Here is a 24,563-nt window from a genome sequence, read left to right as displayed (position 1 = left end):
CTTATCTCTGTCAGCTGGTTCAAGGAGAATGAAATGAGTATTTTAAAAGAGTTTCGCGACTTCGCGATGCGCGGGAATGTGGTCGATCTGGCAGTAGGTGTCATCATTGGTGCAGCGTTCGGTAAAATTGTATCGTCGCTGGTTGCCGATATTATTATGCCGCCGCTTGGCTTACTTATTGGTGGGATCGATTTTAAATCTTTTGCCGTCACGCTGCGCGATGCTCAGGGAGATATCCCGGCCGTTGTAATGCATTATGGCGTGTTTATTCAGAACGTTTTTGACTTCGTTATCGTTGCGTTTGCCATCTTTATGGCAATTAAACTGATGAATAACCTGAACCGCAAAAAAGAAGAGGCCCCTGCAGCTCCGCCGGCACCGACTAAAGAAGAAGTGCTGCTGAGTGAAATTCGTGACCTGTTAAAAGAGCAGAACAACCGCTCGTAATCAGGCTACAGAAAGCAGAAAGCCAGTGGTAAAAAAGTGATTCACTTTCTTGCCACTGGCCTCCCGGTCACCCCGTACTGCATATTTTTCTTTTCGCTGATAGCTTCCTTTCCCTTTCTTGTTTTTCTCAACGCGTTGCCTGAATAGCGGGTCATGAAGCAGTGCCTCGATGGCATTATCTTTTATTTGCCCTTTGGTGTGCTGATAGCGACTCATAGTAACTCCTGATAGTGAATGAGATCGACGCGAGTGTAGATCTCCGCGCGCAAAAAATCAACGCCCTGCATTACCGCTGCTGGCCCCCTGCTCAAGCGCTTCAAGAATGGAGCAGTAGACGCTGCTGTGGGCGCTACCGCAGCATGCATCGTTAAGCCTCTGTAAGGATCGGCGCATCGTCTGTAATTCCTTAATACGCGATTCAACTTCGCTCAGGCGTGCCTGTACGATCCCTTTTGATTCCTGGCAGGTATGGTGTTCAGGATCGATGCGGATCGACAGCAGCTCGCGGATCGATTCAAGCGTGAAGCCCAGCTGCCGCGCGTAGCGGATAAAACGTAGCCGCTGAAGGTCATTGTCGGTATAAAGGCGAAATCCTCCCTCAGTACGAACATCGTGGGCCATCATCTGCTGCTTTTCGTAGTAGCGAATGGTGTCGGGTGTAACATCCGCCAGCTTCGCGAGCTCACCGATACGATACATACTTACTCCTCACTCATTTTGTTTTGCAGCCTGGCAGAATACTCACCGCGCAGAAAATCTGTATTCAGCCCGGCCTGGCGTAACTTTAGCTCGAGCAAAGCAAGCCTACGGCTCAGTTCAGCATGCTGCGGGTCATCCTGACGAACGACGTTAAGCAAATCAACCAGCTCAACGGCTTCTCTACGATGTTCCAGTTCAGGCGGTAAACAGCCGGCGTTCTTGAGTAAACGGTAGCTGACGCGTAGCTCAGGTGGTACATGCAGATCGTCATCCAGGATCAGCGGTTCACCGCGGCCGGGAAGATTATCGAAATCACCTTTATTTTGTGCGTCAAGGATATGGCGTTCTGCCCACTGATCCAGCAACCACATCATACGGCTCCGGGGATGAACAAAAAGAATACAGATAGTGTAATGAAGCAGAGATGTGGAGGATATAAAAAAACCCGCCGAGGCGGGTTTTTTTACGTTACTACAGATTACTCTGCAGCAGCTTCTGCTTTCGGCTCAGCACGATCAACCAGCTCGATGTATGCCATCGGCGCGTTGTCGCCTGCACGGAAGCCACACTTCAGAATGCGAGTGTAACCACCGGCGCGGCTCGCGAAACGCGGGCCCAGCTCGTTAAACAGTTTTGCCACGATCTCGTTATCACGAGTACGGGCGAATGCCAGACGACGATTAGCTACGCTATCAGTCTTGGCAAGAGTAATCAGCGGCTCAACTACGCGACGCAGTTCTTTCGCTTTCGGCAGGGTCGTCTTGATGATTTCATGACGAACCAGCGAACCAGCCATGTTACGGAACATAGCCTGGCGATGGCTGCTGTTGCGGTTCAGTTGACGACCACTCTTACGATGGCGCATGACCTTATCCTTCTCAGTAAAACCTTAACCTGTGATCCGGTTACTCGTCAGCAATGCTTGCCGGTGGCCAGTTTTCCAGGCGCATGCCCAGAGACAGACCACGTGAAGCCAGCACGTCTTTAATCTCAGTAAGAGATTTTTTACCCAGGTTCGGCGTTTTCAGCAACTCAACCTCGGTACGCTGTACCAGATCACCGATATAGTGGATAGCTTCTGCCTTCAGGCAGTTAGCAGAGCGGACAGTCAATTCGAGATCGTCAACAGGGCGCAGCAGGATCGGATCGAATTCTGGTTTCTCTTCTTTCACTTCCGGCTGACGTACATCACGTAAGTCAACGAAAGCTTCAAGTTGTTCTGCCAGGATGGTTGCCGCACGACGAATCGCCTCTTCAGGATCGATTGTGCCGTTGGTTTCCATTTCGATGACCAGCTTGTCCAGGTCGGTACGCTGTTCTACACGCGCTGCTTCAACATTGTAGGCAATACGCTCTACGGGGCTGTAGCATGCGTCGACCAGCAGACGGCCGATTGGGCGCTCATCTTCTTCCGAATGAATTCGGGCAGAAGCCGGCACATAACCACGACCGCGCTGAACTTTGATACGCATGCTAATAGCAGCGTTCTCATCGGTCAGGTGGCAGATCACATGTTGCGGCTTGACGATTTCGACATCACCATCATGGGTGATGTCGGCTGCGGTCACAGGGCCAATGCCAGATTTATTCAAAGTAAGGATAACTTCATCTTTACCCTGAACTCTCACCGCCAGCCCTTTCAGGTTGAGCAGGATTTCAAGGATATCTTCCTGAACGCCTTCTTTGGTGCTGTACTCATGAAGTACACCATCAATCTCAACCTCGGTCACCGCGCAACCCGGCATCGATGAGAGCAGAATACGGCGCAGTGCGTTACCCAGAGTATGGCCAAAGCCACGCTCTAAAGGCTCAAGGGTCACCTTGGCGTGCGTCGAACTCACTTGCTCGATATCGACCAGGCGCGGTTTTAGAAACTCTGTCACAGAACCCTGCATTGTGTCCTCTCTTTGGTACTAAGCTTTACTTGGAGTAAAGCTCGACGATCAGGTGTTCGTTAATGTCCGCAGACAGATCAGAACGTTCCGGCTGACGCTTGAACGTACCTTCCATCTTGCCAGCATCAACTTCCAGCCAGGTTGGCTTTTCACGCTGCTCAGCCAGCTCCAGAGCGGCTTTCACGCGAGATTGCTTTTTCGCTTTCTCACGAATGCTGACGACGTCGTTCGCTTTAACCTGATAAGAAGCGATGTTAACAACACGACCGTTTACCATGATAGCTTTGTGGCTAACCAGCTGACGTGATTCAGCACGAGTTGCGCCGAAGCCCATACGGTATACAACGTTGTCCAGACGACCTTCCAGCAGAGCCAACAGGTTTTCACCGGTGTTGCCTTTCAGACGTGCTGCTTCTTTATAATAGTTACGGAACTGACGCTCCAGCACACCGTACATACGGCGAACTTTTTGCTTTTCACGCAACTGCACACCATAGTCAGACAGACGCGGTTTACGCGCACCGTGCTGGCCAGGAGCTTGTTCAATTTTACACTTGGTATCGATCGCGCGAACGCCAGACTTAAGGAACAGGTCTGTGCCCTCACGACGGCTCAGCTTGAGCTTAGGACCCAAATATCTTGCCATTTTCTTTCTCCAACAATCCTAGAAACGAGCGCGTTATACGCGACGTTTTTTCGGCGGACGACAACCGTTATGAGGGATCGGAGTCACATCAGTAATATTAGTGATGCGGAAACCAGCGGCGTTCAGAGCACGAATAGTAGATTCGCGACCCGGACCCGGACCTTTGACCATAACTTCCAGATTCTTGATGCCGTATTCTTTTACGGCTTCAGCGCAACGCTCTGCTGCAACCTGAGCTGCAAACGGAGTTGATTTACGCGAACCACGGAAACCGGAACCACCGGCTGTTGCCCAACCCAGTGCGTTACCCTGACGATCAGTGATGGTAACGATGGTGTTGTTAAAAGACGCATGGACATGAGCCACGCCATCAGAGACTTGTTTTCTTACACGCTTACGTGCACGAACTGGTGCCTTTGCCATTATTCAATCACCCCGATTATTTCTTGATCGGTTTACGCGGACCCTTACGGGTACGTGCGTTGGTCTTAGTACGCTGACCGCGAACCGGAAGACCACGACGATGGCGTAAACCACGATAGCAACCAAGGTCCATCAGACGCTTGATGCTCAGGGTGATTTCACGGCGCAGATCACCTTCAACGACAAATTTACCTACTGCTTCACGCAGAACTTCAATTTGTTCTTCAGACAGCTCACTGATCTTAACATTTTCAGCGATACCCGTGTCAGCACAGATGGCTTTAGAGCGGGTCTTGCCGATACCGAAAATAGCAGTCAATGCGATTACGGTATGTTTGTGATCAGGAATGTTAATGCCTGCTATACGGGCCACTATGCACTCCTACTATTTAATATGTACGCACCATGCTGAAAAGCCCGTTTTCAGGATACTCAAATGGAAACGCACAGACATACAAAAGATTGGCTGGCTAATCTAGCCAGCTCAATCCAACTTTGCAAGAAAAATATGCGAATAAATCAGCCTTGGCGCTGTTTATGCTTTGGCTCGGCACTGCAAATCACACGGATGACACCATCACGCTTAACGATTTTGCAGTTACGGCATAATTTCTTGACGGAAGCACGAACTTTCATTTTTACTCTCCGTAACTTCTCAGGCGACCAGTTATCGGCCGTAGCCTTTCAGGTTCGCCTTCTTCAATGCAGACTCGTACTGACTCGACATCATCAGAGTTTGCACTTGAGCCATAAAGTCCATAATCACGACGACAACAATTAGCAGCGAGGTTCCACCGAAGTAGAACGGCACCTTCATTGCATCACGCATGAACTCCGGGATCAGGCAGATAAAGGTAATATACAGTGCACCAACCAAAGTCAGGCGAGTCATTACTTTATCGATATACTTCGCCGTTTGCTCTCCCGGACGAATTCCTGGTACAAATGCACCGGACTTCTTCAGGTTATCTGCTGTTTCACGCGGGTTGAAAACCAAAGCCGTGTAGAAGAAACAGAAGAATATGATTGCAGACGCATAGAGTAACACATAAAGCGGTTGCCCAGGCTGCAAATACAGCGAAATTGTTGTCAGCCAGTTCCAACCGGTACCGCCCCCGAACCATGACGCGATGGTCGCAGGGAACAGAATAATACTGGAAGCGAAGATTGCAGGGATTACACCCGCCATATTCACTTTCAGCGGCAAATGTGTGCTCTGTGCAGCATAGACGCGACGACCCTGTTGACGCTTCGCGTAGTTCACCACAATGCGGCGTTGACCACGTTCAACGAATACAACAAAGAAGGTCACGGCAAACACTAATACTGCAACCAATAGCAACAGGAGGAAGTGCAGGTCGCCTTGACGCGCTTGCTCGATAGTATGGGCGATGGCCGGCGGGAGACCCGCAACGATACCAGCGAAGATAATGATCGAGATACCGTTACCGATACCACGTTCAGTAATCTGTTCGCCGAGCCACATCAGGAACATCGTTCCTGTGACCAGACTTACAACAGCGGTGAAATAGAATGCAAAGCCCGGATTCATCACCAGGCCCTGCATACCAGGCATATTCGGTAGACCGGTAGCAATACCGATCGACTGGAATATCGCCAGCACCAGAGTACCGTAGCGGGTGTACTGGCTGATCTTACGACGACCAGACTCCCCTTCTTTCTTCATCTCTGCTAACGGTTGATAAACAACCGTCAACAGCTGGACAATGATCGATGCCGAAATATACGGCATGATGCCCAGGGCAAAGATAGAAGCACGGCTGAGGGCACCACCAGAGAACATGTTAAACATTTCAATGATAGTGCCTCGCTGTTGCTCAAGCAGTTTGGCAAGTACAGCGGCATCAATACCAGGGATCGGAATAAAAGAACCAATACGGAATACAATCAGCGCACCGATAACAAACAAAAGTCTGCGTTTCAGTTCGCCAAGTCCACCTTTGGCACTTTGAAAATCTAATCCCGGTTGCTTAGCCATCTGCTACTTATTCCTCAATTTTACCGCCAGCAGCTTCGATAGCAGCACGAGCACCTTTAGTCACGCGCAGGCCACGAACAGTTACCGGACGAGCTACCTCGCCAGAAAGAATCACTTTCGCGAACTCAATCTGAATACCGATAATGTTAGCTGCTTTCAGCGTGTTCAGGTCGACTACATCGCCTTCTACGTGAGCCAGATCGGAGAGACGAATCTCTGCAGTGATCATTGCTTTACGAGAAGTGAAGCCGAATTTCGGCAGACGACGGTACAGAGGCATCTGACCGCCCTCGAAACCGCGACGTACGCCACCGCCAGAACGAGAGTTCTGACCTTTGTGACCACGACCACCGGTCTTACCGAGGCCAGAACCGATACCACGACCCAGGCGCTTACCCGCCTTTTTAGAGCCTTCGGCCGGAGACAGAGTATTTAAACGCATCTCTTACTCCTCAACTTTAACCATAAAGGAAACCGCGTTGACCATACCACGAACAGCAGGAGTATCCTCGCGTTCTACGGTGTGACCAATACGACGCAGACCCAGGCCAAGCAGCGTTGCCTTGTGTTTCGGCAGACGACCGATTGCACTGCGGGTTTGAGTAATTTTAATAGTCTTTGCCATGGTTTATTTCCCCAGAATTTCTTCAACGGATTTACCACGCTTGGCAGCGACCATTTCTGGAGAATTCATATTTTCCAGGCCATCAATAGTTGCACGAACCACGTTAATCGGGTTGGTGGAACCATATGCTTTGGCCAGAACGTTATGAACTCCAGCAACTTCCAGAACGGCGCGCATTGCACCACCGGCGATGATACCGGTACCTTCGGAAGCTGGCTGCATGAATACACGAGAACCCGTGTGAACACCTTTAACCGGGTGCTGCAGGGTGCCGTGGTTCAGCGCGACGTTAATCATATTGCGACGGGCTTTTTCCATCGCTTTCTGGATCGCTGCTGGAACTTCACGCGCTTTACCGTAACCAAAACCTACGCGACCGTTACCGTCACCAACTACAGTCAGAGCTGTGAAGGAGAAAATACGACCACCTTTAACGGTTTTAGATACGCGGTTAACCGCGATCAGCTTTTCCTGCAGTTCGCCAGCTTGTTTTTCGATGTGAGCCATCTTACACCTCTACCTTAGAACTGAAGGCCAGCTTCACGGGCAGCATCTGCCAGTGCCTGGACACGACCATGATATTGGAACCCGGAACGGTCAAAGGAAACATCTTTGATGCCTTTTTCCAGAGCGCGTTCAGCGACAGCTTTACCCACAGCTGCAGCCGCGTCTTTGTTACCGGTGTACTTCAGTTGTTCAGCGATAGCTTTTTCTACAGTAGAAGCAGCTACCAGAACTTCAGAACCGTTCGGTGCAATTACCTGTGCGTAAATATGACGCGGGGTACGATGTACCACCAGGCGAGTTGCACCCAGCTCCTGGAGCTTGCGGCGTGCGCGGGTCGCACGACGGATACGAGCAGATTTCTTATCCATAGTGTTACCTTACTTCTTCTTAGCCTCTTTGGTACGCACGACTTCGTCGGCGTAACGAACACCCTTGCCTTTATAAGGCTCAGGACGACGGTAGGCGCGCAGATCTGCTGCAACCTGACCGATCACCTGCTTATCAGCGCCTTTCAGCACGATTTCAGTTTGAGTCGGACATTCTGCAGTGATACCTGCCGGCAGCTTGTGTTCAACAGGATGAGAGAAACCTAAAGCCAGGTTTACTACATCCCCTTTAACCGCTGCACGATAACCTACACCAACCAGCTGAAGCTTTTTAGTGAAGCCTTCGGTAACACCGATAACTACTGAGTTAAGCAGGGCACGCGCGGTACCAGCCTGAGCCCAACCGTCTGCGAAACCATCACGCGGACCGAAAGTCAGTGCATTATCTGCATGTTTAACTTCAACAGCATCGTTGAGAGTACGAGTCAGCTCGCCATTCTTACCTTTGATCGTAATAACCTGACCGTTGATTTTTACGTCAACGCCGGCAGGAACAACGACCGGTGCTTTAGCAACACGAGACATTTTTTCCTCCGATTAGGCTACGTAGCAGATAATTTCGCCACCAAGACCAGCTTGGCGCGCTGCACGATCAGTCATAACACCTTTAGAGGTAGAAATAACTGCGATACCCAGACCCGCCATAACTTTCGGCAGCTCATCTTTACGTTTGTAGATGCGCAGACCTGGGCGGCTGACACGCTGAATGCTTTCTACAACAGCTTTACCCTGGAAATACTTAAGAGTCAGTTCCAGTTCCGGCTTGATGTCGCCTTCAACTTTAAAATCTTCAATAAAGCCTTCTTCCTTCAGCACGTTGGCAATTGCCACTTTCAGCTTGGAGGAAGGCATGGTGACCGCAGCTTTATTCGCGGCCTGACCGTTACGGATACGGGTCAGCATATCCGCGATCGGATCTTGCATGCTCATCTGTCTTTACTCCCGTGATTCAATTGGTGACAATTACCAGCTAGCCTTTTTCAGACCCGGGATTTCACCGCGCATAGCGGCTTCACGGACCTTAATACGGCTCAACCCGAACTTCCGCAGGAAACCATGCGGACGACCTGTTTGACGGCAGCGGTTACGCTGACGAGACGGGCTGGAATCACGCGGCAGAGTCTGCAGCTTGAGAACAGCATTCCAACGATCTTCGTCGGTTGCGTTCACATCAGAGATGATAGCTTTCAGTTCAGCGCGTTTAGCGAAGAATTTATCAGCTAAAGCCACGCGCTTTACTTCGCGTGCTTTCATTGATTGCTTAGCCATTAAGTAACCCTACCTTACTTGCGGAACGGGAAGTCAAAGGCAGCCAGAAGAGCGCGGCCTTCTTCATCAGATTTCGCAGTAGTGGTAATGGTAATATCCAAACCACGAACGCGGTCGACTTTATCGTAGTCGATTTCTGGGAAGATGATCTGCTCACGGACACCCATGCTGTAGTTACCACGACCATCGAATGACTTAGCGGACAGGCCACGGAAGTCACGGATACGCGGTACAGCAATAGTGATCAGGCGCTCAAAGAACTCCCACATGCGTTCGCCACGCAGGGTTACTTTACAGCCGATCGGATAGCCCTGACGGATTTTGAAGCCTGCAACTGATTTGCGTGCTTTGGTGATCAACGGCTTTTGACCGGAGATTGCTGTCAGATCCGCTGCTGCGTTATCCAGCAGTTTCTTGTCAGCGATCGCTTCACCAACACCCATGTTCAGGGTGATCTTCTCGACCCGAGGGACTTGCATGACAGAATTGTAGTTAAACTCAGTCATGAGTTTACCAACTACTTCGTCTTTGTAGTAATCATGCAGTTTCGCCATCGTACTACTCCAAATTACTTGATAGTTTCGCTGTTAGACTTGAAGAAACGGACTTTTTTGCCGTCTTCGAATCTAAAGCCTACACGGTCAGCCTTGCCGGTTGCCGCATTGAAGAGTGCAACGTTAGAAACCTGAATTGCAGCTTCTTTTTCAACGATGCCACCTGGTTGGTTCAGGGCCGGAACCGGCTTCTGATGTTTCTTAACCAGGTTGATACCTTCAACAATGAGCTTGCCGGAAGACAAGACATTCTTAACTTTACCGCGTTTACCTTTATCTTTACCGGTTAACACGATAACTTCGTCATCACGACGGATTTTCGCTGCCATGATTCGCTCCTTAGAGTACTTCTGGTGCCAGAGAGATAATTTTCATGAACTTCTCGGTACGAAGCTCACGAGTTACCGGCCCAAAAATACGCGTACCGATGGGCTGCTCGCTGTTATTGTTGAGAATAACGCATGCATTACCATCGAAGCGAATGACAGAACCGTCCGGGCGACGAACACCCTTCTTGGTGCGCACCACTACCGCCTTCAGCACATCACCTTTTTTGACCTTACCACGCGGAATTGCTTCCTTGATGGTGATCTTGATGATGTCGCCTACGCCTGCGTAGCGACGGTGCGAGCCACCCAGAACCTTGATACACATTACGCGACGTGCACCGGAGTTGTCGGCGACGTTCAGCATAGTCTGTTCTTGGATCATTTTAGTGCTCCGCTAATGTCAACTACTACTGAGACCCAAAATCGAGCCGTTAAATATCCCCATATCGAGGGCGCGGCATTATAACACCGGAAATCGGATATGGGTAGAAAAAATAAACGGCTCATCGCTGAGCCGTTTATCCGTTGAGAATACGGCTCTATTACAGAACCGCTTTCTCTACGACGCGAACCAGCGTCCAGGACTTAGTCTTGGACAGCGGACGGCATTCGTGGATTTCGACCACGTCACCGATACCGCATTCGTTGTTCTCGTCATGTACGTGCAGTTTGGTCGTACGCTTGATGAACTTACCGTATACCGGGTGTTTCACCACACGTTCGATAGCAACAACGATGGATTTCTCCATTTTGTTGCTAATTACACGACCTTGCAGAGTACGGATTTTATCGGTCATTACGCACCCGCCTTCTGAGTCAGTAAAGTCTTAACGCGTGCAACATCACGACGCACTTGCTTCAGCAGATGAGTCTGTTGCAGCTGGCCACTTGCAGCCTGCATACGCAGGTTGAACTGCTCACGCAGCAGGTTCAGCAGCTCAGCGTTCAGCTCTTCAACGCTTTTTTCACGCAGCTCTTTTGCTTTCATTACATCACCGTCTTAGTTACAAAGGTGGTTTTGATCGGCAGTTTCGCTGCTGCCAGGCCGAATGCTTCACGGGCTAGCTCTTCCGGTACGCCGTCCATTTCATAAAGGACTTTACCCGGCTGAATCAAGGCAACCCAGTACTCCACGTTACCTTTACCTTTACCCATACGAACTTCCAGCGGCTTCTCGGTAATCGGTTTGTCCGGGAAAACACGGATCCAGATTTTACCTTGACGCTTAACTGCACGGGTCATAGCACGACGTGCTGCTTCGATCTGACGTGCAGTCAGACGACCACGGCCAACAGCTTTCAGACCGAAAGTGCCGAAGCTAACATCCGTACCCTGCGCCAGACCACGGTTGCGGCCTTTGTGCACTTTACGGAATTTTGTACGCTTTGGTTGTAACATCAGCGACGCTCCTTATTTACGGCCTTTACGCTGCTGCTTTTTAGGTTGAGCAGCCGGTTCCGGTTGTTCAACAGCAGCCATACCACCCAGGATCTCGCCTTTGAAGATCCATACCTTAACGCCGATTACACCGTAAGTGGTGTGCGCTTCAGAGGTGTTGTAGTCGATGTCAGCACGCAGAGTGTGCAGCGGTACGCGACCTTCACGGTACCATTCGGTACGTGCGATTTCCGCGCCGCCCAGACGGCCGCTAACTTCAACTTTGATACCTTTAGCGCCCAGACGCATTGCGTTCTGTACAGCACGCTTCATAGCACGACGGAACATAACGCGACGTTCCAGCTGTGAAGTGATGCTATCAGCAACCAATTTAGCGTCCAGTTCTGGCTTACGAACTTCGGCGATGTTGATCTGTGCAGGAACGCCAGCGATATCCGCTACGACCTTGCGCAGTTTTTCTACGTCTTCGCCTTTCTTACCGATAACGATGCCCGGGCGAGCGGTGTGAATAGTCACACGAATGCTCTTAGCCGGACGCTCGATAACGATACGAGATACGGACGCTTTAGCCAGTTCCTTAGTCAGGAACTGACGTACTTTAAAATCGCTGTCCAGGTTGTCAGCGAATTCTTTGGTGTTCGCGAACCAGGTAGAGTTCCATGGTTTGACAATACCCAGGCGAATACCATTAGGATGTACTTTCTGACCCATTGCTAGTCTCCAGAGTCTCAGCGATCGGACACAACCACAGTGATGTGGCTGGTGCGCTTCAGGATGCGATCTGCACGACCTTTCGCACGCGGCATAATGCGCTTCATGCTCGGGCCTTCGTCTACGAAAATTTTCGTAACTTTCAGATCGTCAATGTCAGCGCCATCGTTGTGTTCAGCGTTAGCAATGGCAGATTCCAGTACCTTCTTGACCAGTACAGCAGCTTTCTTGTTGGTGTAGGTCAGAATATCCAGGGCCTGCGACACTTTCTTACCGCGAATCAGGTCAGCTACAAGGCGAACCTTCTGAGCAGAAGAACGAGCATGGCGATGTTGAGCTAAAGTTTCCATCTCTTCCTCCTACCTTATTTCTTCTTCGCTTTTTTATCAGCAGCATGGCCGCGATAAGTACGAGTCGGTGCGAATTCACCCAGTTTGTGACCAACCATTTCGTCGGAAACAAATACTGGAACGTGCTGACGACCATTATGGACAGCGATGGTCAAACCGATCATGTTAGGAAAGATCGTTGAACGACGGGACCAAGTGCGCAGGGGCTTCTTGTCTCCGCTTTCCACCGCTTTCTCTACCTTCTTCAGCAAGTGCAGGTCAATAAAAGGACCTTTCTTGAGAGAACGTGGCATGGCTTATCCTCTAAAATTATTTGCTACGGCGACGTACGATGAATTTATCAGTACGCTTGTTGCTGCGGGTCTTCTTACCTTTGGTCTGCAGGCCCCACGGGGAAACCGGGTGCTTACCAAAGTTACGACCTTCACCACCACCATGTGGGTGGTCGACTGGGTTCATCGCCGTACCGCGAACGGTAGGACGAATACCACGCCAGCGTGCAGCACCTGCTTTACCCAGAACGCGCAGCATATGCTCAGCATTGCCAACTTCGCCCAGAGTAGCGCGGCAGTCTGCTTCGACTTTACGCATTTCACCAGAACGCAGACGCAGGGTGACATAAGCACCATCACGAGCAACGATCTGAACGTAAGTACCAGCGGAACGTGCCAGCTGACCGCCTTTACCTGGTTTCATTTCTACGTTATGAACGGTAGAACCAACCGGGATATTGCGCATCGGCAGGGTGTTGCCTGCTTTGATTGCAGCATCAACGCCAGACTGAATCTGGTCGCCAGCTTTCAGGCCTTTAGGGGCCAGGATGTAACGGCGCTCGCCATCTTTGTACAGAACCAGCGCGATGTTCGCGGAACGGTTCGGATCGTACTCAAGACGCTCAACAACTGCCGGGATACCATCTTTGTTGCGTTTGAAGTCAACAATACGGTAAGCCTGCTTGTGGCCACCACCGATATGACGGGTGGTGATACGGCCATTGTTGTTACGACCACCGGATTTGCTGTTTTTTTCCAGCAACGGAGCAAAAGGTTTGCCCTTGTGCAGCTCAGGGTTAACCACTTTAACAACGTGGCGACGACCCGGAGATGTCGGTTTACATTTAACAACTGCCATTGTATTACTCCTCCGACTTACTCAGCGCCGCCAACGAAGTCCAGATTCTGGCCTTCCTTCAGGGTGACGTAAGCTTTTTTCCAGTCGCTACGACGACCGATACGCTGTCCGTGACGTTTAACTTTCCCTTTAACTACCAGGGTGTTAACGACTTCGACTTCGACTTCAAACAGTTTCTGCACAGCAGCTTTGATTTCTGCTTTAGTCGCGTCTTTAGCAACTTTGAGAACGATGGTGTTTGTTTTTTCCATCGCAGCAGACGCTTTTTCAGAAACGTGCGGTGCACGCAGCACCTTCAGCAGACGTTCTTCACGAATCATGCCAGCATCTCCTCAACTTGCTTAACAGCATCAGCAGTCATTACGACTTTGTCGAAGGCGATCAGGCTAACCGGGTCGATACCAGTTGCATCGCGTACGTCAACCTTGTGCAGGTTGCGCGCAGCCAGGAACAGGTTCTCGTCCAGCTCACCGGTGATGATCAGCACATCTTCCAGAGCCATGTCTTTCAGTTTCTGTGCCAGCAGCTTAGTTTTAGGCGCTTCTACAGAGAACGTCTCGACAACGATCAGACGATCCTGACGTACCAGTTCGGACAGAATGCTTTTCAGCGCGCCGCGGTACATCTTTTTGTTAACTTTTTGACTGTGGTCCTGCGGGCGAGCAGCGAAGGTTACGCCACCGGAACGCCAGATCGGGCTCTTAATAGAACCTGAACGCGCACGGCCGGTACCTTTCTGGCGCCACGGCTTTTTGCCTGAACCAGTTACTTCAGCACGAGTCTTCTGAGCACGAGTACCCTGACGAGCACCAGCTGCATAAGCAACTACAACCTGGTGAACCAGCGCTTCGTTGAAATCACGACCGAAGGTAGTTTCGGAAACAGTCAGCGCGCTCTGCGCGTCTTTCAATACTAATTCCATTGCTATCCCCTTACGCCTTCACAGCTGGTTTAACGATCAGGTCGCTACCGGTAGCACCCGGGACCGCGCCTTTAACCAGCAGCAGGTTGCGCTCAGCGTCAACACGTACTACGTCCAGGCTCTGAACAGTGACACGTTCGTTGCCCAGCTGACCTGCCATTTTCTTGCCTTTGAACACTTTGCCCGGAGTCTGGTTCTGACCGATAGAACCCGGAACGCGGTGAGACAAGGAGTTACCGTGTGTAGCATCCTGGGTACGGAAGTTCCAGCGCTTAACGGTACCAGCAAAACCTTTACCTTTAGAGGTACCGGTTACGTCAACTTTTTTAACGTCAGCAAACAGTTCAACGCTAATGCTCTGACCTACGGTGAATTCTTCGCCGTCAGCAAGACGGAATTCCCACAGGCCGCGGCCAGCTTCAACGCCAGCTTTAGCGAAGTGACCAGCTTCCGGCTTGGTTACACGGTTAGCTTTTTTAGCACCGGTGGTAACCTGAATTGCGCGGTAACCGTCGTTAGCCAGGTCTTTAACCTGTGCAACACGGTTTGCTTCAACTTCGATTACGGTTACTGGGATAGAAACGCCATCTTCAGTGAAGATGCGGGTCATACCCACTTTTTTACCGACTAAACCAATCATTGTTTCAACCTCTCAATCGCTCGATGACCTGATTAACCCAGGCTGATCTGCACGTCTACACCGGCAGCCAGATCCAGACGCATCAGAGCATCAACGGTTTTCTCAGTTGGCTCAACGATGTCAACCAGACGCTTGTGAGTGCGAATTTCGTACTGATCGCGCGCATCTTTGTTGACGTGCGGAGAGATCAGAACGGTAAAGCGCTCTTTGCGGGTCGGCAGCGGGATCGGACCACGGACCTGCGCACCAGTGCGCTTGGCAGTCTCGACGATTTCCGCGGTTGATTGATCGATCAGACGATGATCAAACGCTTTAAGACGGATACGGATTCTTTGGTTCTGCATGAGACCAGAGCTCCAATTATTTATAGACGAAATGATTACTCCTCATACCCATTACGATTGATGGGAGAGTGTAACCGTTCTTACATAGTTCCCCGATTGGGAACATTGTTTGATAGCTAAAAGCTCTATCAGGGTTCATATCGAACCGGCCTGCCAATTTTGACAGGCCCGCGCATTATACGCAAAATCGGACCCAACACAAGGGCTGCGTAGAAAATCATCATTTATATTTGCGAGGCTGCTGGAGAAAGCGGTGTTGCCGGCTGAAAAATAGCAAACTGAGTGGATTGCCGCGCGTAAAACCAGCCATCGCGCTTTGCCGTTCGCACCTTGCCTGGTCAGAATCGACGTATACAACTCATCCGCCGGGGTATCGCATGTACATGACCCTCCCCTTTCTGCTTTTCTACTGCGGGTTTTCTCTGGCGCTATGCTGGCACGATCTGCGGTATGGGCTGCTTCCCGACCGTTTGACCTGTCCCCTGCTCTGGCTTGGCCTGCTGTTTTATCTTTGTCGGATGCCGACGGGCCTGGAAAATGCCGTCTGGGGTGCTATCGCGGGATATCTGGCCTTTGCTTTAGTCTACTGGGTTTACAGAGGGATTCGCGGGTATGAGGGGTTAGGCTATGGCGATGTGAAATTTCTTGCCGCTCTCGGCGCCTGGCACGGCTGGCAGTCTCTGCCGCAGCTGGTATTCATGGCGACGCTCATCGCCTGCGCCACGCTGCTACTGCGCGTCGTTATCTTGCATCGCCGGGGGGTTCTGAACAACCCGCTGCCGTTTGGCCCTTTTTTGGCTGCAGCGGGTTTTTACTGTGGATGGCAAACGCTTTTAGTCAGCAACTTTAATCTGTGACTGGAGATAATTCTGTAGGCCAATTTTGCCGATCAGGTCCAGCTCGGTTTCCAGCCAGTCAATGTGGCCTTCCTCATCGGCAAGGATTTCAATCAGCATATCGCGGCTGACATAATCGTGGACGCTGTCAGCATAGGCGATCGCCTCGCGTAAATCTTTGGCGCCTTCCAGCTCCAGCCTTAAATCGGACTGCAGCATCTCCTCAACGTCTTCACCGATACCCAGCTTGCCGAGATCCTGCAGATTGGGCAGTCCTTCAAGAAACAAAATACGCTCGATATATTTATCAGCGTGCTTCATTTCATCAATGGATTCATGGTATTCGATATCGTTGAGGCGCATCAGGCCCCAGTTCTTGAACATCCTGGCATGGAGAAAGTACTGATTTATTGCGACAAGCTCATTTCCCAATAATTTATTGAGATAACTTATGACTTTGACATCACCTTTCATTATATAGTCCCTCCGCTTCCACTCATTGAAGCGTAGTTCGCACTATATAGATGTCAAAGAAAAGCAGGAGGTCTCAGGCGATCTCTTTATATTCCGGCATGCGAGTTAATTCATCTTCCATGATCTCGCGAGCGGCGCGGACACATTTACCACATTGATTTCCAACGGGAATAAACTTACGCAACTGCTGAAAAGATTGAGGGTGAAATTGACGCACGGCCTGACGAATTTTTTTATCGTTTACACCATTACACAAACAAACGTACATATTCACTCCCGTTCAATTTATGCTCAAAGTGTAAATGAGAATAGTTATGATTACAATAGTCTCTCTATATAATAGATCCGATAACGCACTTTTTTATATTAGTCGTTCTCGCGCTTAGCGGGTCTAAATGACGGGCAGCAAAAAGGGCGCCGAAGCGCCCTTTTTAATTCAGAACTAAAGGATTAGCTCAGAACTTTAGCAACAACGCCCGCACCTACAGTACGGCCGCCTTCACGGATTGCGAAACGCAGACCGTCGTCCATCGCGATCGGGTGGATCAGGGTAACAACCATTTTGATGTTGTCGCCCGGCATTACCATCTCTACGCCTTCCGGCAGTTCGATGGTGCCAGTCACGTCAGTTGTACGGAAGTAGAACTGCGGACGGTAGCCTTTGAAGAACGGAGTATGACGGCCGCCTTCATCTTTGGACAGGATGTAAACTTCAGATTCGAATTTGGTGTGCGGCTTGATAGAACCCGGCTTAGCCAGTACCTGACCACGTTCGATTTCTTCACGTTTGATACCACGCAGCAGAACACCAACGTTCTCACCAGCACGGCCTTCGTCCAGCAGTTTGCGGAACATTTCAACGCCGGTACAGGTAGACTTAGCAGTCTCTTTGATACCAACGATTTCAACTTCTTCGCCAACTTTAACGATACCGCGCTCTACACGACCGGTAACAACAGTACCACGGCCGGAGATGGAGAATACGTCTTCGATAGGCAGCAGGAACGGCTTGTCGATAGCACGTTCTGGTTCCGGGATGTAAGAATCCAGGTAGCCAGCCAGTTCAACGATCTTAGCTTCCCACTCTGCTTCGCCTTCCAGCGCTTTCAGAGCAGAACCGCGGATGATCGGAGTGTCGTCGCCCGGGAAATCGTACTGAGACAGCAGTTCACGAACTTCCATCTCAACCAGTTCCAGCAGCTCTTCGTCATCAACCATGTCGCATTTGTTCAGGAACACGATGATGTACGGAACGCCTACCTGACGACCCAGCAGGATGTGCTCACGAGTCTGCGGCATCGGGCCGTCAGTCGCAGCAACAACCAGGATCGCGCCATCCATCTGAGCAGCACCGGTGATCATGTTTTTAACATAGTCGGCGTGGCCCGGGCAGTCTACGTGTGCGTAGTGGCGAGTCGGGGTGTCATATTCAACGTGGGAAGTGTTGATGGTGATACCACGAGCTTTTTCTTCCGGTGCGTTATCGATCTGGTCGAATGCACGAGCAGAACCACCGTAGGTTTTAGCCAGAACGGTAGTGATTGCAGCGGTCAGAGTAGTTTTACCATGGTCAACGTGGCCGATAGTACCGACGTTGACGTGCGGTTTTGTACGTTCAAATTTTTCTTTAGACACGGCTATATTCCTTACTATAGCGCTCTCCCCTTCAGGAGAGAGCACGGGATTTTGGTTTAACCCTACGGCTTATTTACCACGGGCTTCGATTACGGCCTGAGCAACGTTGTTCGGTGCGTCATCATACTTCAGGAACTCCATGGAGTAAGAAGCACGACCTTTGGTCAGAGAACGCAGCTGAGTTGCATATCCGAACATTTCAGACAGCGGAACTTCAGCGTGAATCACAACGCCAGTAACGTTGGATTCTTGACCACGCAGCATACCACGACGACGGCTAAGGTCACCGATGACGTCACCAGTGTTCTCTTCCGGAGTCTCTACTTCAACCTTCATGATCGGCTCAAGCAGAACTGGTTTCGCTTTCTTAAAGCCATCTTTGAAGGCAATAGAAGCGGCCAGTTTAAACGCCAGCTCGGAGGAGTCAACGTCATGGTAAGAACCGAAGTGCAGACGCACGCCGAGATCAACTACCGGGTAACCTGCCAGCGGACCAGCTTTCAGCTGTTCCTGAATACCTTTATCAACGGCAGGGATGTATTCACCAGGAATTACACCACCTTTGATGTCGTTGATGAACTCGTATCCTTTCGGATTTGAGCCCGGCTCCAGTGGGTACATGTCGATCACAACGTGACCATACTGACCGCGACCACCAGACTGCTTAGCATGTTTACCTTCGATATCGGTAACTTTAGAGCGAATCGCTTCGCGGTAAGCAACCTGAGGTTTACCGACGTTCGCTTCAACGTTGAATTCACGCTTCATACGGTCAACGATGATGTCGAGGTGCAGCTCACCCATACCGGCGATAATAGTCTGGTTAGTTTCTTCGTCAGTCCATACGCGGAATGACGGGTCTTCTTTAGCCAGACGGCCCAGAGCCAGACCCATTTTTTCCTGGTCAGCTTTGGTTTTTGGTTCAACGGCGATCGAGATTACCGGCTCCGGGAACTCCATACGCTCCAGGATAATTACATTATCCTGGTCACACAGGGTGTCACCGGTAGTCACTTCTTTCAGACCAATCGCTGCAGCGATGTCGCCCGCACGAACTTCTTTGATCTCTTCACGTTTGTTGGCGTGCATCTGTACGATACGGCCCAGACGCTCACGCGCTGATTTCACCGGGTTGAACACGGTGTCGCCAGAGTTAACAACGCCAGAGTAAACGCGGAAGAAGGTCAGGTTACCAACAAACGGGTCGGTAGCAATTTTGAACGCCAGCGCAGCAAACGGCTCGTTGTCATCAGAGTGACGAACTGCCGGAGTGTCTTTACCGTCGTCCAGGATACCGTTAATCGCAGTAACATCAGTCGGCGCTGGCAGGTATTCAACAACCGCATCCAGCATCGCCTGAACACCTTTGTTCTTAAATGCAGAACCACAGGTAACCAGGATAATTTCGTTGTTAAGTACGCGCTTACGCAGAGAAGTTTTGATCTCTTCTTCAGTCAGCTCTTCGCCACCAAAGAATTTCTCCATCAGTTCGTCAGAACCTTCAGCAGCGGCTTCAACCAGTTTCTGGCGCCATTCTTCAGCCAGTTCCTGCATATCAGCCGGGATCTCTTCGTATTCGAAGGTCACGCCCTGATCGGCTTCGTTCCAGTTGATAGCTTTCATTTTCACCAGGTCAACAACACCGGTGAATTTCTCTTCTGCGCCGATAGCCAGCTGCAGAGGGACCGGGTTCGCGCCCAGACGCTTTTCAATCTGATCAACAACTTTCAGGAAGTTAGCACCCATACGGTCCATTTTGTTAACGAACGCGATACGTGGAACTTTATATTTGTTTGCCTGACGCCATACGGTTTCAGACTGTGGCTGAACACCACCAACAGCACAGTAAACCATTACCGCACCATCAAGAACACGCATAGAACGTTCTACTTCGATAGTGAAGTCAACGTGCCCTGGGGTGTCGATGATGTTGATGTGGTGTGGTTCGAACTGTTTAGCCATTCCTGACCAGAAACAGGTAGTCGCAGCGGACGTGATGGTAATACCACGTTCCTGCTCCTGCTCCATCCAGTCCATGGTGGCTGCGCCATCATGAACTTCACCGATTTTGTGGTTTACACCAGTGTAGAACAGAACACGTTCGGTAGTTGTTGTCTTACCGGCGTCGATATGAGCGCTGATACCAATGTTACGGTAGCGCTCAATGGGTGTTTTACGAGCCATTTGATTCCTCGTTTGTTTCTTTAGGCGTTCAGTTAAGTTATCCAAAACGGGCGACTTACCTGAAGCGCCCGTCTGGTGACTATGACTCCGAAGGGATTACCAACGGTAGTGAGCGAACGCCTTGTTGGCTTCTGCCATGCGGTGTACGTCTTCACGTTTCTTAACTGCAGTACCTTTGTTGTCTGCAGCATCAGAAAGTTCGTTCGCCAGACGCAGAGCCATGGATTTATCACCACGTTTACGAGCAGCTTCAACGATCCAACGCATTGCCAGAGCATTACGACGAACCGGACGGACTTCAACTGGAACCTGATAAGTAGAACCACCAACGCGGCGGGACTTAACTTCTACAGTCGGGCGAACGTTGTCGAGAGCGACTTCGAAAGCTTCCAGTTCATTTTTACCAGAACGCTGAGCCAGGGTCTCCAGCGCGCTGTATACGATAGCTTCTGCAGTAGATTTTTTACCATCTACCATCAGGATATTTACAAATTTTGCCAGCAGTTCTGATCCGAACTTAGGATCCGGAAGAATTTTACGCTGACCAATGACGCGACGACGTGGCATGGGAATACTCCGTTGTTAATTCAGGATTGTCCAAAACTCTAAGAGTTTAGTTTGACATTAAGGTAAAACAGTTTGGCCTTACTTAACGGAGAACCATTAAGCCTTAGGACGTTTCACGCCATATTTGGAGCGAGATTGCTTACGGTCTTTAACGCCGGAGCAGTCAAGCGCACCACGAACGGTGTGGTAACGAACACCCGGAAGGTCTTTTACACGACCGCCACGGATCAGGATCACGGAGTGTTCCTGCAGGTTGTGACCTTCACCACCGATGTAGGAAGTCACTTCAAAACCGTTGGTCAAACGCACACGGCATACTTTACGCAGTGCGGAGTTTGGTTTTTTAGGAGTGGTAGTATATACGCGAGTACATACGCCACGTTTCTGCGGGCAGGCTTCCAGTGCAGGCACGTTGCTCTTTGCAACTTTGCGTGCGCGTGGTTTGCGTACCAGCTGGTTAATTGTTGCCATTAAATAGCTCCTGGTTTTAGCTTTTGCTTCGTAAACATGTAATAAATCGCCTCAGATAATATGAGGACGCAGAATTCTAGGGCGGTGCCGAAAAGGTGTCAAGAAATATACAACAATCCTGCCATTACCAGGCCAACTGTCCAGGGTGTTTGAGCACAAGTCTGACGAAGTCAGTATAGCCAACCCTGATGACACTGCCCGCAATTTGCCCGGTCAGGCCGCGGGCTTCAATATCATCCTGCAGCGCATGGATGGTTATGGGGGCGGAAAGCAGGATTTCAAGGTAGCGCCCGCCGTCGGCTGCCGCGATGACGCCATCGGAAAGCAGCAGCAGATCGTCGCCATCCTTTACCAGACGCAGCATCGCTGCCAGATCGGTATGCCATGGGGAAACGCTGAGAGTGTGGAGCATAGTGGCCTCAGAAGCGCAGTATCACGTTGAAATCATCGAGTCGGGCACGCAGCGCCTCTGGCTCCAGCCACTCGCCATCTATGACCCACCGCGTGGAGGGCGACAGGCCGCGCTCGCGGGCAGAAGCGGCGCACATCCAGCACTGTTCGATATCGTACAGGGAGAGGAGCTTAAAGGTTGCGATATAGTCGCGGGCCAGAATGGCGCCTGGCCGCTGCTCCGGCAGTAGCTGAAACACGCCGTCGCCGATAAAGAAAACGCCGAGCTCATCGCTCAGCGCTGAGGTCGCAAGCAGCGCATCCAGGCCTTCCCGGCCGGACGCGGAGCCATGAGGCGCGGAGGAAAAAACAAAGGCAACGCGTTTCATCAGAACTGCACCATCCGATCGCAGGTTAATGCAGCTTCCGCCAGCGCCCCAAGGCCGCTGAGCGTGAATCCAGGTTGCAGATTAGACGCAGACAAACCAAGCTGCTGCGCTTCATGTTCGTCCGTTACGCCGCGTCGCAGCGCCGCCGCAACGCAGATATGCAGCGAGACTGCATGAGCTTCGTGTAATGTTTGCCATGCACGCACGAGGTCAAACTCATCGCTGGCGGGAGCGGTCAGCTGGTTTGCGTTATAGACGCCTTCGCGATAGAAAAAGACGCAAATCAGCTCATGCCCCTCCTCCAGCACGGCCTGCGCAAACTGCCAGGCGCTGCTGGCCTGCTGCGTACCGTAGGCCGGGCCCGTCACCGTAATGGCAAAACGCATTACTTATCCAGCCCCTGGAAATCACCGCTTTTGAACTGGCGGATATAGAGATACACCGTGTGCTTCGAGATATTCAGGCGATCGGCAACCTGGTTGATAGCATCCTTGATATCAAAGATCCCTTTCTCGTAAAGATTCAGGACGATCTGACGATTTTTGGCGTTATTGGAAACGTTGCGATCGGCGTTCACTTCTTCAATCGTAAACTCGAGGGTTTGCGCGACCAGATCGTCAACCGATGAGGCAAAGTTGACCTGCGAGTTCACTTCCGGCGTTTCCGGCGGAATAAAAGTGCTCATAATCTGGGAGAACGGGACATCGAGGTTCATGTTAATGCACAAAAGGCCGATCACCCGGTGCTCGCGGTTGCGTATCGCAATCGTCACCGACTTCATCAGCACTCCGCTTTTAGCGCGAGTAAAATAGCATTTGGAAACGCTGCTATCAGCTCCAGTCATATCGTGCAGCATACGCAGCGCCAGGTCAGTGATTGGCGAGCCGATTTGACGACCGGTATGTTCACCGTTGGCGATGCGAATGGCGGAACATTTCAGATCCTGTAAAGAATGCAGCACGATTTCACAGTGGGAACCAATGAGCATCGCTAACCCGTCCACCACCGCTTCATAGGATTTTAGGATATCGAAGTCGGTCTGGTCGAAAGGACGTTGATCCAGCAGGTCAAGCTCGCTGGTTTCGTTGGTTAAAAGCGACCTGGACATGAAAAAAAGCACTCCTTTTCAGGAGCCTGTCATTTTTTACACAAAACCGTTCAAGGTACGCCGCGGCGGCAAATCTGAGACAAATTCGTCAACAGCGAATTTGACCAGCCGAAGGCTGGCTCTTGTAAGAGACAAGGTTGTCTCTTATCGATACCCAGGACCGAATCCAGTAAGAGGCTGGAGTCAGCAAATGCAGCCAGCTCAGAGGCAGCTTGAAGGATGAGGTGTAGCTTGTCAGGGCAGGCTCATCGTCATTAATAAGATTAAGCTATCTAAAGTAATACAGCGCTTGAGGCACTTTCCAGTTTTAATTATATCTGCCCCAAATAAAAAAGCCGCCGCCTTTGAGGGCGGCGGCGTCAATTCCATTACTTCTTAGCGTCTGCGCTTGCTGCATCCGCTTTTGCGTCAGCGGCAGCTTCAGGCTTCGCATCCGCTTTCGGAGCCGGTTTGATATCCAGCAGCTCTACGTCGAAGACCAGAGTAGAGTTAGCCGGGATACCCGGAACGCCGGTTTTGCCGTATGCCAGATCCGGTGGGATGACCAGCTGGATTTTACCGCCTTTCTTAATGTTCTTCAGGCCTTCAGTCCAGCCCGGGATCACGCCGTCCAGACGGAAAGAGAGCGGCTCGCCGCGGGTGTAGGAGTTATCGAACTCTTTACCGTCGATCAGCGTCCCTTTGTAGTTCACAACCACGGTATCGCTGTCTTTCGGTGCGTCACCGGTACCGGCTTTCTCGACTTTATACAGCAGGCCGGATTTAGAGGTTTTCACGCCCTTCTCTTTAGCGAAGGTGTCGCGATAGGCTTTACCTTTAGCATCGTTCTCAGATGCATCTTTTTCCATTTTTTGCTGAGCAGCGGTTTTCACACGAGTTTCAAACGCTTGCAGAGTCTGTTCGATTTCCTGATCGGAGAGTTTGCTCTTATCGGCAAATGCGTCCTGCACGCCAGCGATCAGCTGATCTTTATCCAGTTTAATGCCCAGTTTTTCTTGTTCTTTCAGGGAGTTTTCCATGTAACGTCCCAGCGATGCACCCAGCGCATAAGCAGATTTCTGATCGTCATTCTTAAATGCCGATTTGCTTTCCGTTGCAGGTGCCGTCTTTGCAGCGGTATCCGCAGCAAAGGTCAGCGGTGCATTCAGCGCGACGGCCATCGTGGTCGCCAGCAGCGTTACTTTAAACAGTGATTTCATCCATTTCTCCAGGGCCGGGGCATCTCACCCCAGGG

General features: G+C 50.9%; 44 protein-coding genes. 2 read left to right on the top strand and 42 right to left on the bottom strand.

Annotated elements, in window-relative coordinates; translation table 11 throughout:
* Positions 1-33 precede the first annotated feature (33 nt).
* A complete protein-coding gene (gene mscL, locus M2416_RS23955) occupies positions 34-447 on the top strand; it encodes a large-conductance mechanosensitive channel protein MscL (protein WP_041142958.1) in 414 nt (137 codons plus the stop codon).
* Here mscL and M2416_RS23950 read toward each other — a convergent pair whose 3' ends face one another.
* From M2416_RS23950 to rpsJ, 31 genes are all read right to left on the bottom strand, one after another.
* Entirely contained in the window at positions 448-663 is a 216-nt protein-coding gene (locus M2416_RS23950; RefSeq protein ID WP_041142959.1) for an alternative ribosome-rescue factor A, read from the bottom strand.
* A gap of 57 nt (positions 664-720) precedes the next feature.
* A complete protein-coding gene (gene zntR, locus M2416_RS23945; RefSeq protein WP_041142960.1) occupies positions 721-1,146 on the bottom strand; it encodes a Zn(2+)-responsive transcriptional regulator in 426 nt (141 codons plus the stop codon).
* Between the two features lie 2 nt (positions 1,147-1,148).
* A complete protein-coding gene (locus M2416_RS23940) occupies positions 1,149-1,517 on the bottom strand; it encodes a DnaJ family domain-containing protein (protein ID WP_134528661.1) in 369 nt (122 codons plus the stop codon).
* 107 nt (positions 1,518-1,624) lie between these two features.
* Entirely contained in the window at positions 1,625-2,011 is a 387-nt protein-coding gene (gene rplQ / locus M2416_RS23935) for a 50S ribosomal protein L17 (protein WP_002919206.1), read from the bottom strand.
* 40 nt (positions 2,012-2,051) lie between these two features.
* Positions 2,052-3,041 carry a DNA-directed RNA polymerase subunit alpha gene (locus M2416_RS23930; protein WP_002919219.1) on the bottom strand — a complete coding sequence of 330 codons (990 nt, stop codon included), beginning with the start codon at positions 3,039-3,041 and terminating at the stop codon, positions 2,052-2,054.
* 25 nt (positions 3,042-3,066) lie between these two features.
* Positions 3,067-3,687, bottom strand: coding sequence for a 30S ribosomal protein S4 (rpsD, locus tag M2416_RS23925; protein ID WP_004868345.1), 621 nt, complete (start codon positions 3,685-3,687; stop codon positions 3,067-3,069).
* 33 nt (positions 3,688-3,720) lie between these two features.
* Positions 3,721-4,110 (bottom strand): 30S ribosomal protein S11, encoded by a 390-nt coding sequence (gene rpsK, locus M2416_RS23920; protein ID WP_004138423.1) that lies wholly within the window; start codon positions 4,108-4,110, stop codon positions 3,721-3,723.
* Between the two features lie 16 nt (positions 4,111-4,126).
* A complete protein-coding gene (rpsM, locus tag M2416_RS23915) occupies positions 4,127-4,483 on the bottom strand; it encodes a 30S ribosomal protein S13 (protein WP_041142962.1) in 357 nt (118 codons plus the stop codon).
* 146 nt (positions 4,484-4,629) lie between these two features.
* On the bottom strand, positions 4,630-4,746 hold the full coding sequence (gene rpmJ, locus M2416_RS23910; RefSeq protein WP_000868187.1) for a 50S ribosomal protein L36: 117 nt from the start codon (positions 4,744-4,746) through the stop codon (positions 4,630-4,632).
* A 31-nt stretch (positions 4,747-4,777) separates the two neighbouring features.
* Positions 4,778-6,109, bottom strand: a complete 1,332-nt coding sequence (gene secY / locus M2416_RS23905; RefSeq protein ID WP_041142963.1) for a preprotein translocase subunit SecY — start codon at positions 6,107-6,109, stop codon at positions 4,778-4,780.
* A gap of 7 nt (positions 6,110-6,116) precedes the next feature.
* The gene (gene rplO, locus M2416_RS23900) at positions 6,117-6,551 is read right to left on the bottom strand and encodes a 50S ribosomal protein L15 (protein ID WP_041142964.1); all 435 of its coding nucleotides are present in this window, start codon (positions 6,549-6,551) and stop codon (positions 6,117-6,119) included.
* 3 nt (positions 6,552-6,554) lie between these two features.
* Positions 6,555-6,734 (bottom strand): 50S ribosomal protein L30, encoded by a 180-nt coding sequence (rpmD, locus tag M2416_RS23895; RefSeq protein WP_001140434.1) that lies wholly within the window; start codon positions 6,732-6,734, stop codon positions 6,555-6,557.
* A gap of 3 nt (positions 6,735-6,737) precedes the next feature.
* The gene (gene rpsE, locus M2416_RS23890; RefSeq protein WP_004106339.1) at positions 6,738-7,241 is read right to left on the bottom strand and encodes a 30S ribosomal protein S5; all 504 of its coding nucleotides are present in this window, start codon (positions 7,239-7,241) and stop codon (positions 6,738-6,740) included.
* Between the two features lie 14 nt (positions 7,242-7,255).
* The gene (gene rplR, locus M2416_RS23885; RefSeq protein ID WP_000358960.1) at positions 7,256-7,609 is read right to left on the bottom strand and encodes a 50S ribosomal protein L18; all 354 of its coding nucleotides are present in this window, start codon (positions 7,607-7,609) and stop codon (positions 7,256-7,258) included.
* Positions 7,610-7,618: 9 nt separating this feature from the next.
* A complete protein-coding gene (rplF, locus tag M2416_RS23880; protein WP_041142965.1) occupies positions 7,619-8,152 on the bottom strand; it encodes a 50S ribosomal protein L6 in 534 nt (177 codons plus the stop codon).
* Positions 8,153-8,164: 12 nt separating this feature from the next.
* Complete coding sequence (rpsH, locus tag M2416_RS23875) at positions 8,165-8,557, bottom strand: 30S ribosomal protein S8 (protein ID WP_004106343.1); 393 nt, start codon at positions 8,555-8,557, stop codon at positions 8,165-8,167.
* 33 nt (positions 8,558-8,590) lie between these two features.
* A complete protein-coding gene (gene rpsN, locus M2416_RS23870) occupies positions 8,591-8,896 on the bottom strand; it encodes a 30S ribosomal protein S14 (RefSeq protein ID WP_002919667.1) in 306 nt (101 codons plus the stop codon).
* Between the two features lie 14 nt (positions 8,897-8,910).
* Complete coding sequence (rplE, locus tag M2416_RS23865) at positions 8,911-9,450, bottom strand: 50S ribosomal protein L5 (protein ID WP_041142966.1); 540 nt, start codon at positions 9,448-9,450, stop codon at positions 8,911-8,913.
* Between the two features lie 14 nt (positions 9,451-9,464).
* Positions 9,465-9,779 carry a 50S ribosomal protein L24 gene (rplX, locus tag M2416_RS23860; RefSeq protein ID WP_041142967.1) on the bottom strand — a complete coding sequence of 105 codons (315 nt, stop codon included), beginning with the start codon at positions 9,777-9,779 and terminating at the stop codon, positions 9,465-9,467.
* Positions 9,780-9,789: 10 nt separating this feature from the next.
* Positions 9,790-10,161, bottom strand: a complete 372-nt coding sequence (gene rplN, locus M2416_RS23855) for a 50S ribosomal protein L14 (RefSeq protein ID WP_002919748.1) — start codon at positions 10,159-10,161, stop codon at positions 9,790-9,792.
* Positions 10,162-10,321: 160 nt separating this feature from the next.
* The gene (gene rpsQ / locus M2416_RS23850; RefSeq protein WP_041142968.1) at positions 10,322-10,576 is read right to left on the bottom strand and encodes a 30S ribosomal protein S17; all 255 of its coding nucleotides are present in this window, start codon (positions 10,574-10,576) and stop codon (positions 10,322-10,324) included.
* Entirely contained in the window at positions 10,576-10,767 is a 192-nt protein-coding gene (gene rpmC / locus M2416_RS23845) for a 50S ribosomal protein L29 (protein ID WP_002919754.1), read from the bottom strand. The genes rpsQ and rpmC overlap by 1 nt, the downstream gene beginning before the upstream one ends.
* Entirely contained in the window at positions 10,767-11,177 is a 411-nt protein-coding gene (rplP, locus tag M2416_RS23840) for a 50S ribosomal protein L16 (protein WP_002919759.1), read from the bottom strand. Before rplP ends, rpmC begins: the two co-directional genes overlap by 1 nt.
* A gap of 12 nt (positions 11,178-11,189) precedes the next feature.
* A complete protein-coding gene (rpsC, locus tag M2416_RS23835) occupies positions 11,190-11,888 on the bottom strand; it encodes a 30S ribosomal protein S3 (protein WP_002919766.1) in 699 nt (232 codons plus the stop codon).
* Positions 11,889-11,905: 17 nt separating this feature from the next.
* Complete coding sequence (rplV, locus tag M2416_RS23830; RefSeq protein WP_000448832.1) at positions 11,906-12,238, bottom strand: 50S ribosomal protein L22; 333 nt, start codon at positions 12,236-12,238, stop codon at positions 11,906-11,908.
* Between the two features lie 14 nt (positions 12,239-12,252).
* Positions 12,253-12,531 carry a 30S ribosomal protein S19 gene (rpsS, locus tag M2416_RS23825; protein WP_001138115.1) on the bottom strand — a complete coding sequence of 93 codons (279 nt, stop codon included), beginning with the start codon at positions 12,529-12,531 and terminating at the stop codon, positions 12,253-12,255.
* A gap of 16 nt (positions 12,532-12,547) precedes the next feature.
* Complete coding sequence (gene rplB / locus M2416_RS23820; RefSeq protein WP_041142969.1) at positions 12,548-13,369, bottom strand: 50S ribosomal protein L2; 822 nt, start codon at positions 13,367-13,369, stop codon at positions 12,548-12,550.
* 17 nt (positions 13,370-13,386) lie between these two features.
* Entirely contained in the window at positions 13,387-13,689 is a 303-nt protein-coding gene (gene rplW, locus M2416_RS23815; RefSeq protein ID WP_004868363.1) for a 50S ribosomal protein L23, read from the bottom strand.
* Positions 13,686-14,291: a 50S ribosomal protein L4 gene (gene rplD / locus M2416_RS23810; RefSeq protein ID WP_015960716.1), complete on the bottom strand. Its 606-nt coding sequence runs from the start codon at positions 14,289-14,291 to the stop codon at positions 13,686-13,688. Before rplD ends, rplW begins: the two co-directional genes overlap by 4 nt.
* Before the next feature lie 10 nt (positions 14,292-14,301).
* Positions 14,302-14,931, bottom strand: coding sequence for a 50S ribosomal protein L3 (gene rplC / locus M2416_RS23805; RefSeq protein ID WP_004868374.1), 630 nt, complete (start codon positions 14,929-14,931; stop codon positions 14,302-14,304).
* Between the two features lie 32 nt (positions 14,932-14,963).
* On the bottom strand, positions 14,964-15,275 hold the full coding sequence (gene rpsJ / locus M2416_RS23800; RefSeq protein WP_001181005.1) for a 30S ribosomal protein S10: 312 nt from the start codon (positions 15,273-15,275) through the stop codon (positions 14,964-14,966).
* Positions 15,276-15,652: 377 nt separating this feature from the next.
* Between rpsJ and M2416_RS23795 the strand changes: the two genes are divergently transcribed.
* On the top strand, positions 15,653-16,132 hold the full coding sequence (locus tag M2416_RS23795; RefSeq protein WP_076948228.1) for a prepilin peptidase: 480 nt from the start codon (positions 15,653-15,655) through the stop codon (positions 16,130-16,132).
* Here M2416_RS23795 and bfr read toward each other — a convergent pair.
* From bfr to fkpA, 11 genes are all read right to left on the bottom strand, one after another.
* On the bottom strand, positions 16,109-16,585 hold the full coding sequence (bfr, locus tag M2416_RS23790) for a bacterioferritin (RefSeq protein ID WP_076948229.1): 477 nt from the start codon (positions 16,583-16,585) through the stop codon (positions 16,109-16,111). The two genes, M2416_RS23795 and bfr, sit on opposite strands and share 24 nt — an antisense overlap.
* A gap of 73 nt (positions 16,586-16,658) precedes the next feature.
* The gene (gene bfd / locus M2416_RS23785; protein WP_071844856.1) at positions 16,659-16,853 is read right to left on the bottom strand and encodes a bacterioferritin-associated ferredoxin; all 195 of its coding nucleotides are present in this window, start codon (positions 16,851-16,853) and stop codon (positions 16,659-16,661) included.
* Between the two features lie 182 nt (positions 16,854-17,035).
* Positions 17,036-18,220 (bottom strand): elongation factor Tu, encoded by a 1,185-nt coding sequence (gene tuf, locus M2416_RS23780; protein WP_045854065.1) that lies wholly within the window; start codon positions 18,218-18,220, stop codon positions 17,036-17,038.
* A gap of 69 nt (positions 18,221-18,289) precedes the next feature.
* Positions 18,290-20,404 carry an elongation factor G gene (fusA, locus tag M2416_RS23775; RefSeq protein ID WP_041142973.1) on the bottom strand — a complete coding sequence of 705 codons (2,115 nt, stop codon included), beginning with the start codon at positions 20,402-20,404 and terminating at the stop codon, positions 18,290-18,292.
* A gap of 96 nt (positions 20,405-20,500) precedes the next feature.
* Positions 20,501-20,971, bottom strand: coding sequence for a 30S ribosomal protein S7 (gene rpsG / locus M2416_RS23770; RefSeq protein WP_004106370.1), 471 nt, complete (start codon positions 20,969-20,971; stop codon positions 20,501-20,503).
* A gap of 96 nt (positions 20,972-21,067) precedes the next feature.
* The gene (gene rpsL, locus M2416_RS23765; RefSeq protein WP_045854063.1) at positions 21,068-21,442 is read right to left on the bottom strand and encodes a 30S ribosomal protein S12; all 375 of its coding nucleotides are present in this window, start codon (positions 21,440-21,442) and stop codon (positions 21,068-21,070) included.
* A 124-nt stretch (positions 21,443-21,566) separates the two neighbouring features.
* Positions 21,567-21,854, bottom strand: a complete 288-nt coding sequence (gene tusB / locus M2416_RS23760) for a sulfurtransferase complex subunit TusB (RefSeq protein ID WP_041142974.1) — start codon at positions 21,852-21,854, stop codon at positions 21,567-21,569.
* Between the two features lie 7 nt (positions 21,855-21,861).
* Complete coding sequence (gene tusC, locus M2416_RS23755) at positions 21,862-22,221, bottom strand: sulfurtransferase complex subunit TusC (RefSeq protein WP_259227221.1); 360 nt, start codon at positions 22,219-22,221, stop codon at positions 21,862-21,864.
* Positions 22,221-22,607: a sulfurtransferase complex subunit TusD gene (gene tusD, locus M2416_RS23750; protein WP_134527952.1), complete on the bottom strand. Its 387-nt coding sequence runs from the start codon at positions 22,605-22,607 to the stop codon at positions 22,221-22,223. Before tusD ends, tusC begins: the two co-directional genes overlap by 1 nt.
* Positions 22,607-23,329 carry a helix-turn-helix transcriptional regulator gene (locus M2416_RS23745; RefSeq protein ID WP_004868391.1) on the bottom strand — a complete coding sequence of 241 codons (723 nt, stop codon included), beginning with the start codon at positions 23,327-23,329 and terminating at the stop codon, positions 22,607-22,609. Before M2416_RS23745 ends, tusD begins: the two co-directional genes overlap by 1 nt.
* Before the next feature lie 368 nt (positions 23,330-23,697).
* The gene (gene fkpA, locus M2416_RS23740; protein ID WP_041142977.1) at positions 23,698-24,528 is read right to left on the bottom strand and encodes an FKBP-type peptidyl-prolyl cis-trans isomerase; all 831 of its coding nucleotides are present in this window, start codon (positions 24,526-24,528) and stop codon (positions 23,698-23,700) included.
* Between the last annotated feature and the right edge of the window lie 35 nt (positions 24,529-24,563).

Source organism: Klebsiella sp. BIGb0132 (assembly GCF_024810075.1).
GTDB classification, from domain to species: Bacteria; Pseudomonadota; Gammaproteobacteria; order Enterobacterales; family Enterobacteriaceae; genus Klebsiella; species Klebsiella terrigena.
Note: the sequence above shows the minus strand (reverse complement) of the source record. Positions and strands in the feature narration are given on the sequence as shown.

What these genes read in the sequence shown, in the direction of transcription:
- mscL (WP_041142958.1), top strand. Translation starts at nt 34, where the DNA reads ATGAGTATTTTAAAAGAGTTTCGCGACTTCGCGATGCGCGGGAATGTG.
- M2416_RS23950 (WP_041142959.1), bottom strand. Translation starts at nt 663, where the DNA reads ATGAGTCGCTATCAGCACACCAAAGGGCAAATAAAAGATAATGCCATC.
- zntR (WP_041142960.1), bottom strand. Translation starts at nt 1,146, where the DNA reads ATGTATCGTATCGGTGAGCTCGCGAAGCTGGCGGATGTTACACCCGAC.
- M2416_RS23940 (WP_134528661.1), bottom strand. Translation starts at nt 1,517, where the DNA reads ATGTGGTTGCTGGATCAGTGGGCAGAACGCCATATCCTTGACGCACAA.
- rplQ (WP_002919206.1), bottom strand. Translation starts at nt 2,011, where the DNA reads ATGCGCCATCGTAAGAGTGGTCGTCAACTGAACCGCAACAGCAGCCAT.
- M2416_RS23930 (WP_002919219.1), bottom strand. Translation starts at nt 3,041, where the DNA reads ATGCAGGGTTCTGTGACAGAGTTTCTAAAACCGCGCCTGGTCGATATC.
- rpsD (WP_004868345.1), bottom strand. Translation starts at nt 3,687, where the DNA reads ATGGCAAGATATTTGGGTCCTAAGCTCAAGCTGAGCCGTCGTGAGGGC.
- rpsK (WP_004138423.1), bottom strand. Translation starts at nt 4,110, where the DNA reads ATGGCAAAGGCACCAGTTCGTGCACGTAAGCGTGTAAGAAAACAAGTC.
- rpmJ (WP_000868187.1), bottom strand. Translation starts at nt 4,746, where the DNA reads ATGAAAGTTCGTGCTTCCGTCAAGAAATTATGCCGTAACTGCAAAATC.
- secY (WP_041142963.1), bottom strand. Translation starts at nt 6,109, where the DNA reads ATGGCTAAGCAACCGGGATTAGATTTTCAAAGTGCCAAAGGTGGACTT.
- rplO (WP_041142964.1), bottom strand. Translation starts at nt 6,551, where the DNA reads ATGCGTTTAAATACTCTGTCTCCGGCCGAAGGCTCTAAAAAGGCGGGT.
- rpmD (WP_001140434.1), bottom strand. Translation starts at nt 6,734, where the DNA reads ATGGCAAAGACTATTAAAATTACTCAAACCCGCAGTGCAATCGGTCGT.
- rpsE (WP_004106339.1), bottom strand. Translation starts at nt 7,241, where the DNA reads ATGGCTCACATCGAAAAACAAGCTGGCGAACTGCAGGAAAAGCTGATC.
- rplR (WP_000358960.1), bottom strand. Translation starts at nt 7,609, where the DNA reads ATGGATAAGAAATCTGCTCGTATCCGTCGTGCGACCCGCGCACGCCGC.
- rplF (WP_041142965.1), bottom strand. Translation starts at nt 8,152, where the DNA reads ATGTCTCGTGTTGCTAAAGCACCGGTCGTTGTTCCTGCCGGCGTTGAC.
- rpsH (WP_004106343.1), bottom strand. Translation starts at nt 8,557, where the DNA reads ATGAGCATGCAAGATCCGATCGCGGATATGCTGACCCGTATCCGTAAC.
- rpsN (WP_002919667.1), bottom strand. Translation starts at nt 8,896, where the DNA reads ATGGCTAAGCAATCAATGAAAGCACGCGAAGTAAAGCGCGTGGCTTTA.
- rplE (WP_041142966.1), bottom strand. Translation starts at nt 9,450, where the DNA reads ATGGCGAAACTGCATGATTACTACAAAGACGAAGTAGTTGGTAAACTC.
- rplX (WP_041142967.1), bottom strand. Translation starts at nt 9,779, where the DNA reads ATGGCAGCGAAAATCCGTCGTGATGACGAAGTTATCGTGTTAACCGGT.
- rplN (WP_002919748.1), bottom strand. Translation starts at nt 10,161, where the DNA reads ATGATCCAAGAACAGACTATGCTGAACGTCGCCGACAACTCCGGTGCA.
- rpsQ (WP_041142968.1), bottom strand. Translation starts at nt 10,576, where the DNA reads ATGACCGATAAAATCCGTACTCTGCAAGGTCGTGTAATTAGCAACAAA.
- rpmC (WP_002919754.1), bottom strand. Translation starts at nt 10,767, where the DNA reads ATGAAAGCAAAAGAGCTGCGTGAAAAAAGCGTTGAAGAGCTGAACGCT.
- rplP (WP_002919759.1), bottom strand. Translation starts at nt 11,177, where the DNA reads ATGTTACAACCAAAGCGTACAAAATTCCGTAAAGTGCACAAAGGCCGC.
- rpsC (WP_002919766.1), bottom strand. Translation starts at nt 11,888, where the DNA reads ATGGGTCAGAAAGTACATCCTAATGGTATTCGCCTGGGTATTGTCAAA.
- rplV (WP_000448832.1), bottom strand. Translation starts at nt 12,238, where the DNA reads ATGGAAACTTTAGCTCAACATCGCCATGCTCGTTCTTCTGCTCAGAAG.
- rpsS (WP_001138115.1), bottom strand. Translation starts at nt 12,531, where the DNA reads ATGCCACGTTCTCTCAAGAAAGGTCCTTTTATTGACCTGCACTTGCTG.
- rplB (WP_041142969.1), bottom strand. Translation starts at nt 13,369, where the DNA reads ATGGCAGTTGTTAAATGTAAACCGACATCTCCGGGTCGTCGCCACGTT.
- rplW (WP_004868363.1), bottom strand. Translation starts at nt 13,689, where the DNA reads ATGATTCGTGAAGAACGTCTGCTGAAGGTGCTGCGTGCACCGCACGTT.
- rplD (WP_015960716.1), bottom strand. Translation starts at nt 14,291, where the DNA reads ATGGAATTAGTATTGAAAGACGCGCAGAGCGCGCTGACTGTTTCCGAA.
- rplC (WP_004868374.1), bottom strand. Translation starts at nt 14,931, where the DNA reads ATGATTGGTTTAGTCGGTAAAAAAGTGGGTATGACCCGCATCTTCACT.
- rpsJ (WP_001181005.1), bottom strand. Translation starts at nt 15,275, where the DNA reads ATGCAGAACCAAAGAATCCGTATCCGTCTTAAAGCGTTTGATCATCGT.
- M2416_RS23795 (WP_076948228.1), top strand. Translation starts at nt 15,653, where the DNA reads ATGTACATGACCCTCCCCTTTCTGCTTTTCTACTGCGGGTTTTCTCTG.
- bfr (WP_076948229.1), bottom strand. Translation starts at nt 16,585, where the DNA reads ATGAAAGGTGATGTCAAAGTCATAAGTTATCTCAATAAATTATTGGGA.
- bfd (WP_071844856.1), bottom strand. Translation starts at nt 16,853, where the DNA reads ATGTACGTTTGTTTGTGTAATGGTGTAAACGATAAAAAAATTCGTCAG.
- fusA (WP_041142973.1), bottom strand. Translation starts at nt 20,404, where the DNA reads ATGGCTCGTAAAACACCCATTGAGCGCTACCGTAACATTGGTATCAGC.
- rpsG (WP_004106370.1), bottom strand. Translation starts at nt 20,971, where the DNA reads ATGCCACGTCGTCGCGTCATTGGTCAGCGTAAAATTCTTCCGGATCCT.
- rpsL (WP_045854063.1), bottom strand. Translation starts at nt 21,442, where the DNA reads ATGGCAACAATTAACCAGCTGGTACGCAAACCACGCGCACGCAAAGTT.
- tusB (WP_041142974.1), bottom strand. Translation starts at nt 21,854, where the DNA reads ATGCTCCACACTCTCAGCGTTTCCCCATGGCATACCGATCTGGCAGCG.
- tusC (WP_259227221.1), bottom strand. Translation starts at nt 22,221, where the DNA reads ATGAAACGCGTTGCCTTTGTTTTTTCCTCCGCGCCTCATGGCTCCGCG.
- tusD (WP_134527952.1), bottom strand. Translation starts at nt 22,607, where the DNA reads ATGCGTTTTGCCATTACGGTGACGGGCCCGGCCTACGGTACGCAGCAG.
- M2416_RS23745 (WP_004868391.1), bottom strand. Translation starts at nt 23,329, where the DNA reads ATGTCCAGGTCGCTTTTAACCAACGAAACCAGCGAGCTTGACCTGCTG.
- fkpA (WP_041142977.1), bottom strand. Translation starts at nt 24,528, where the DNA reads ATGAAATCACTGTTTAAAGTAACGCTGCTGGCGACCACGATGGCCGTC.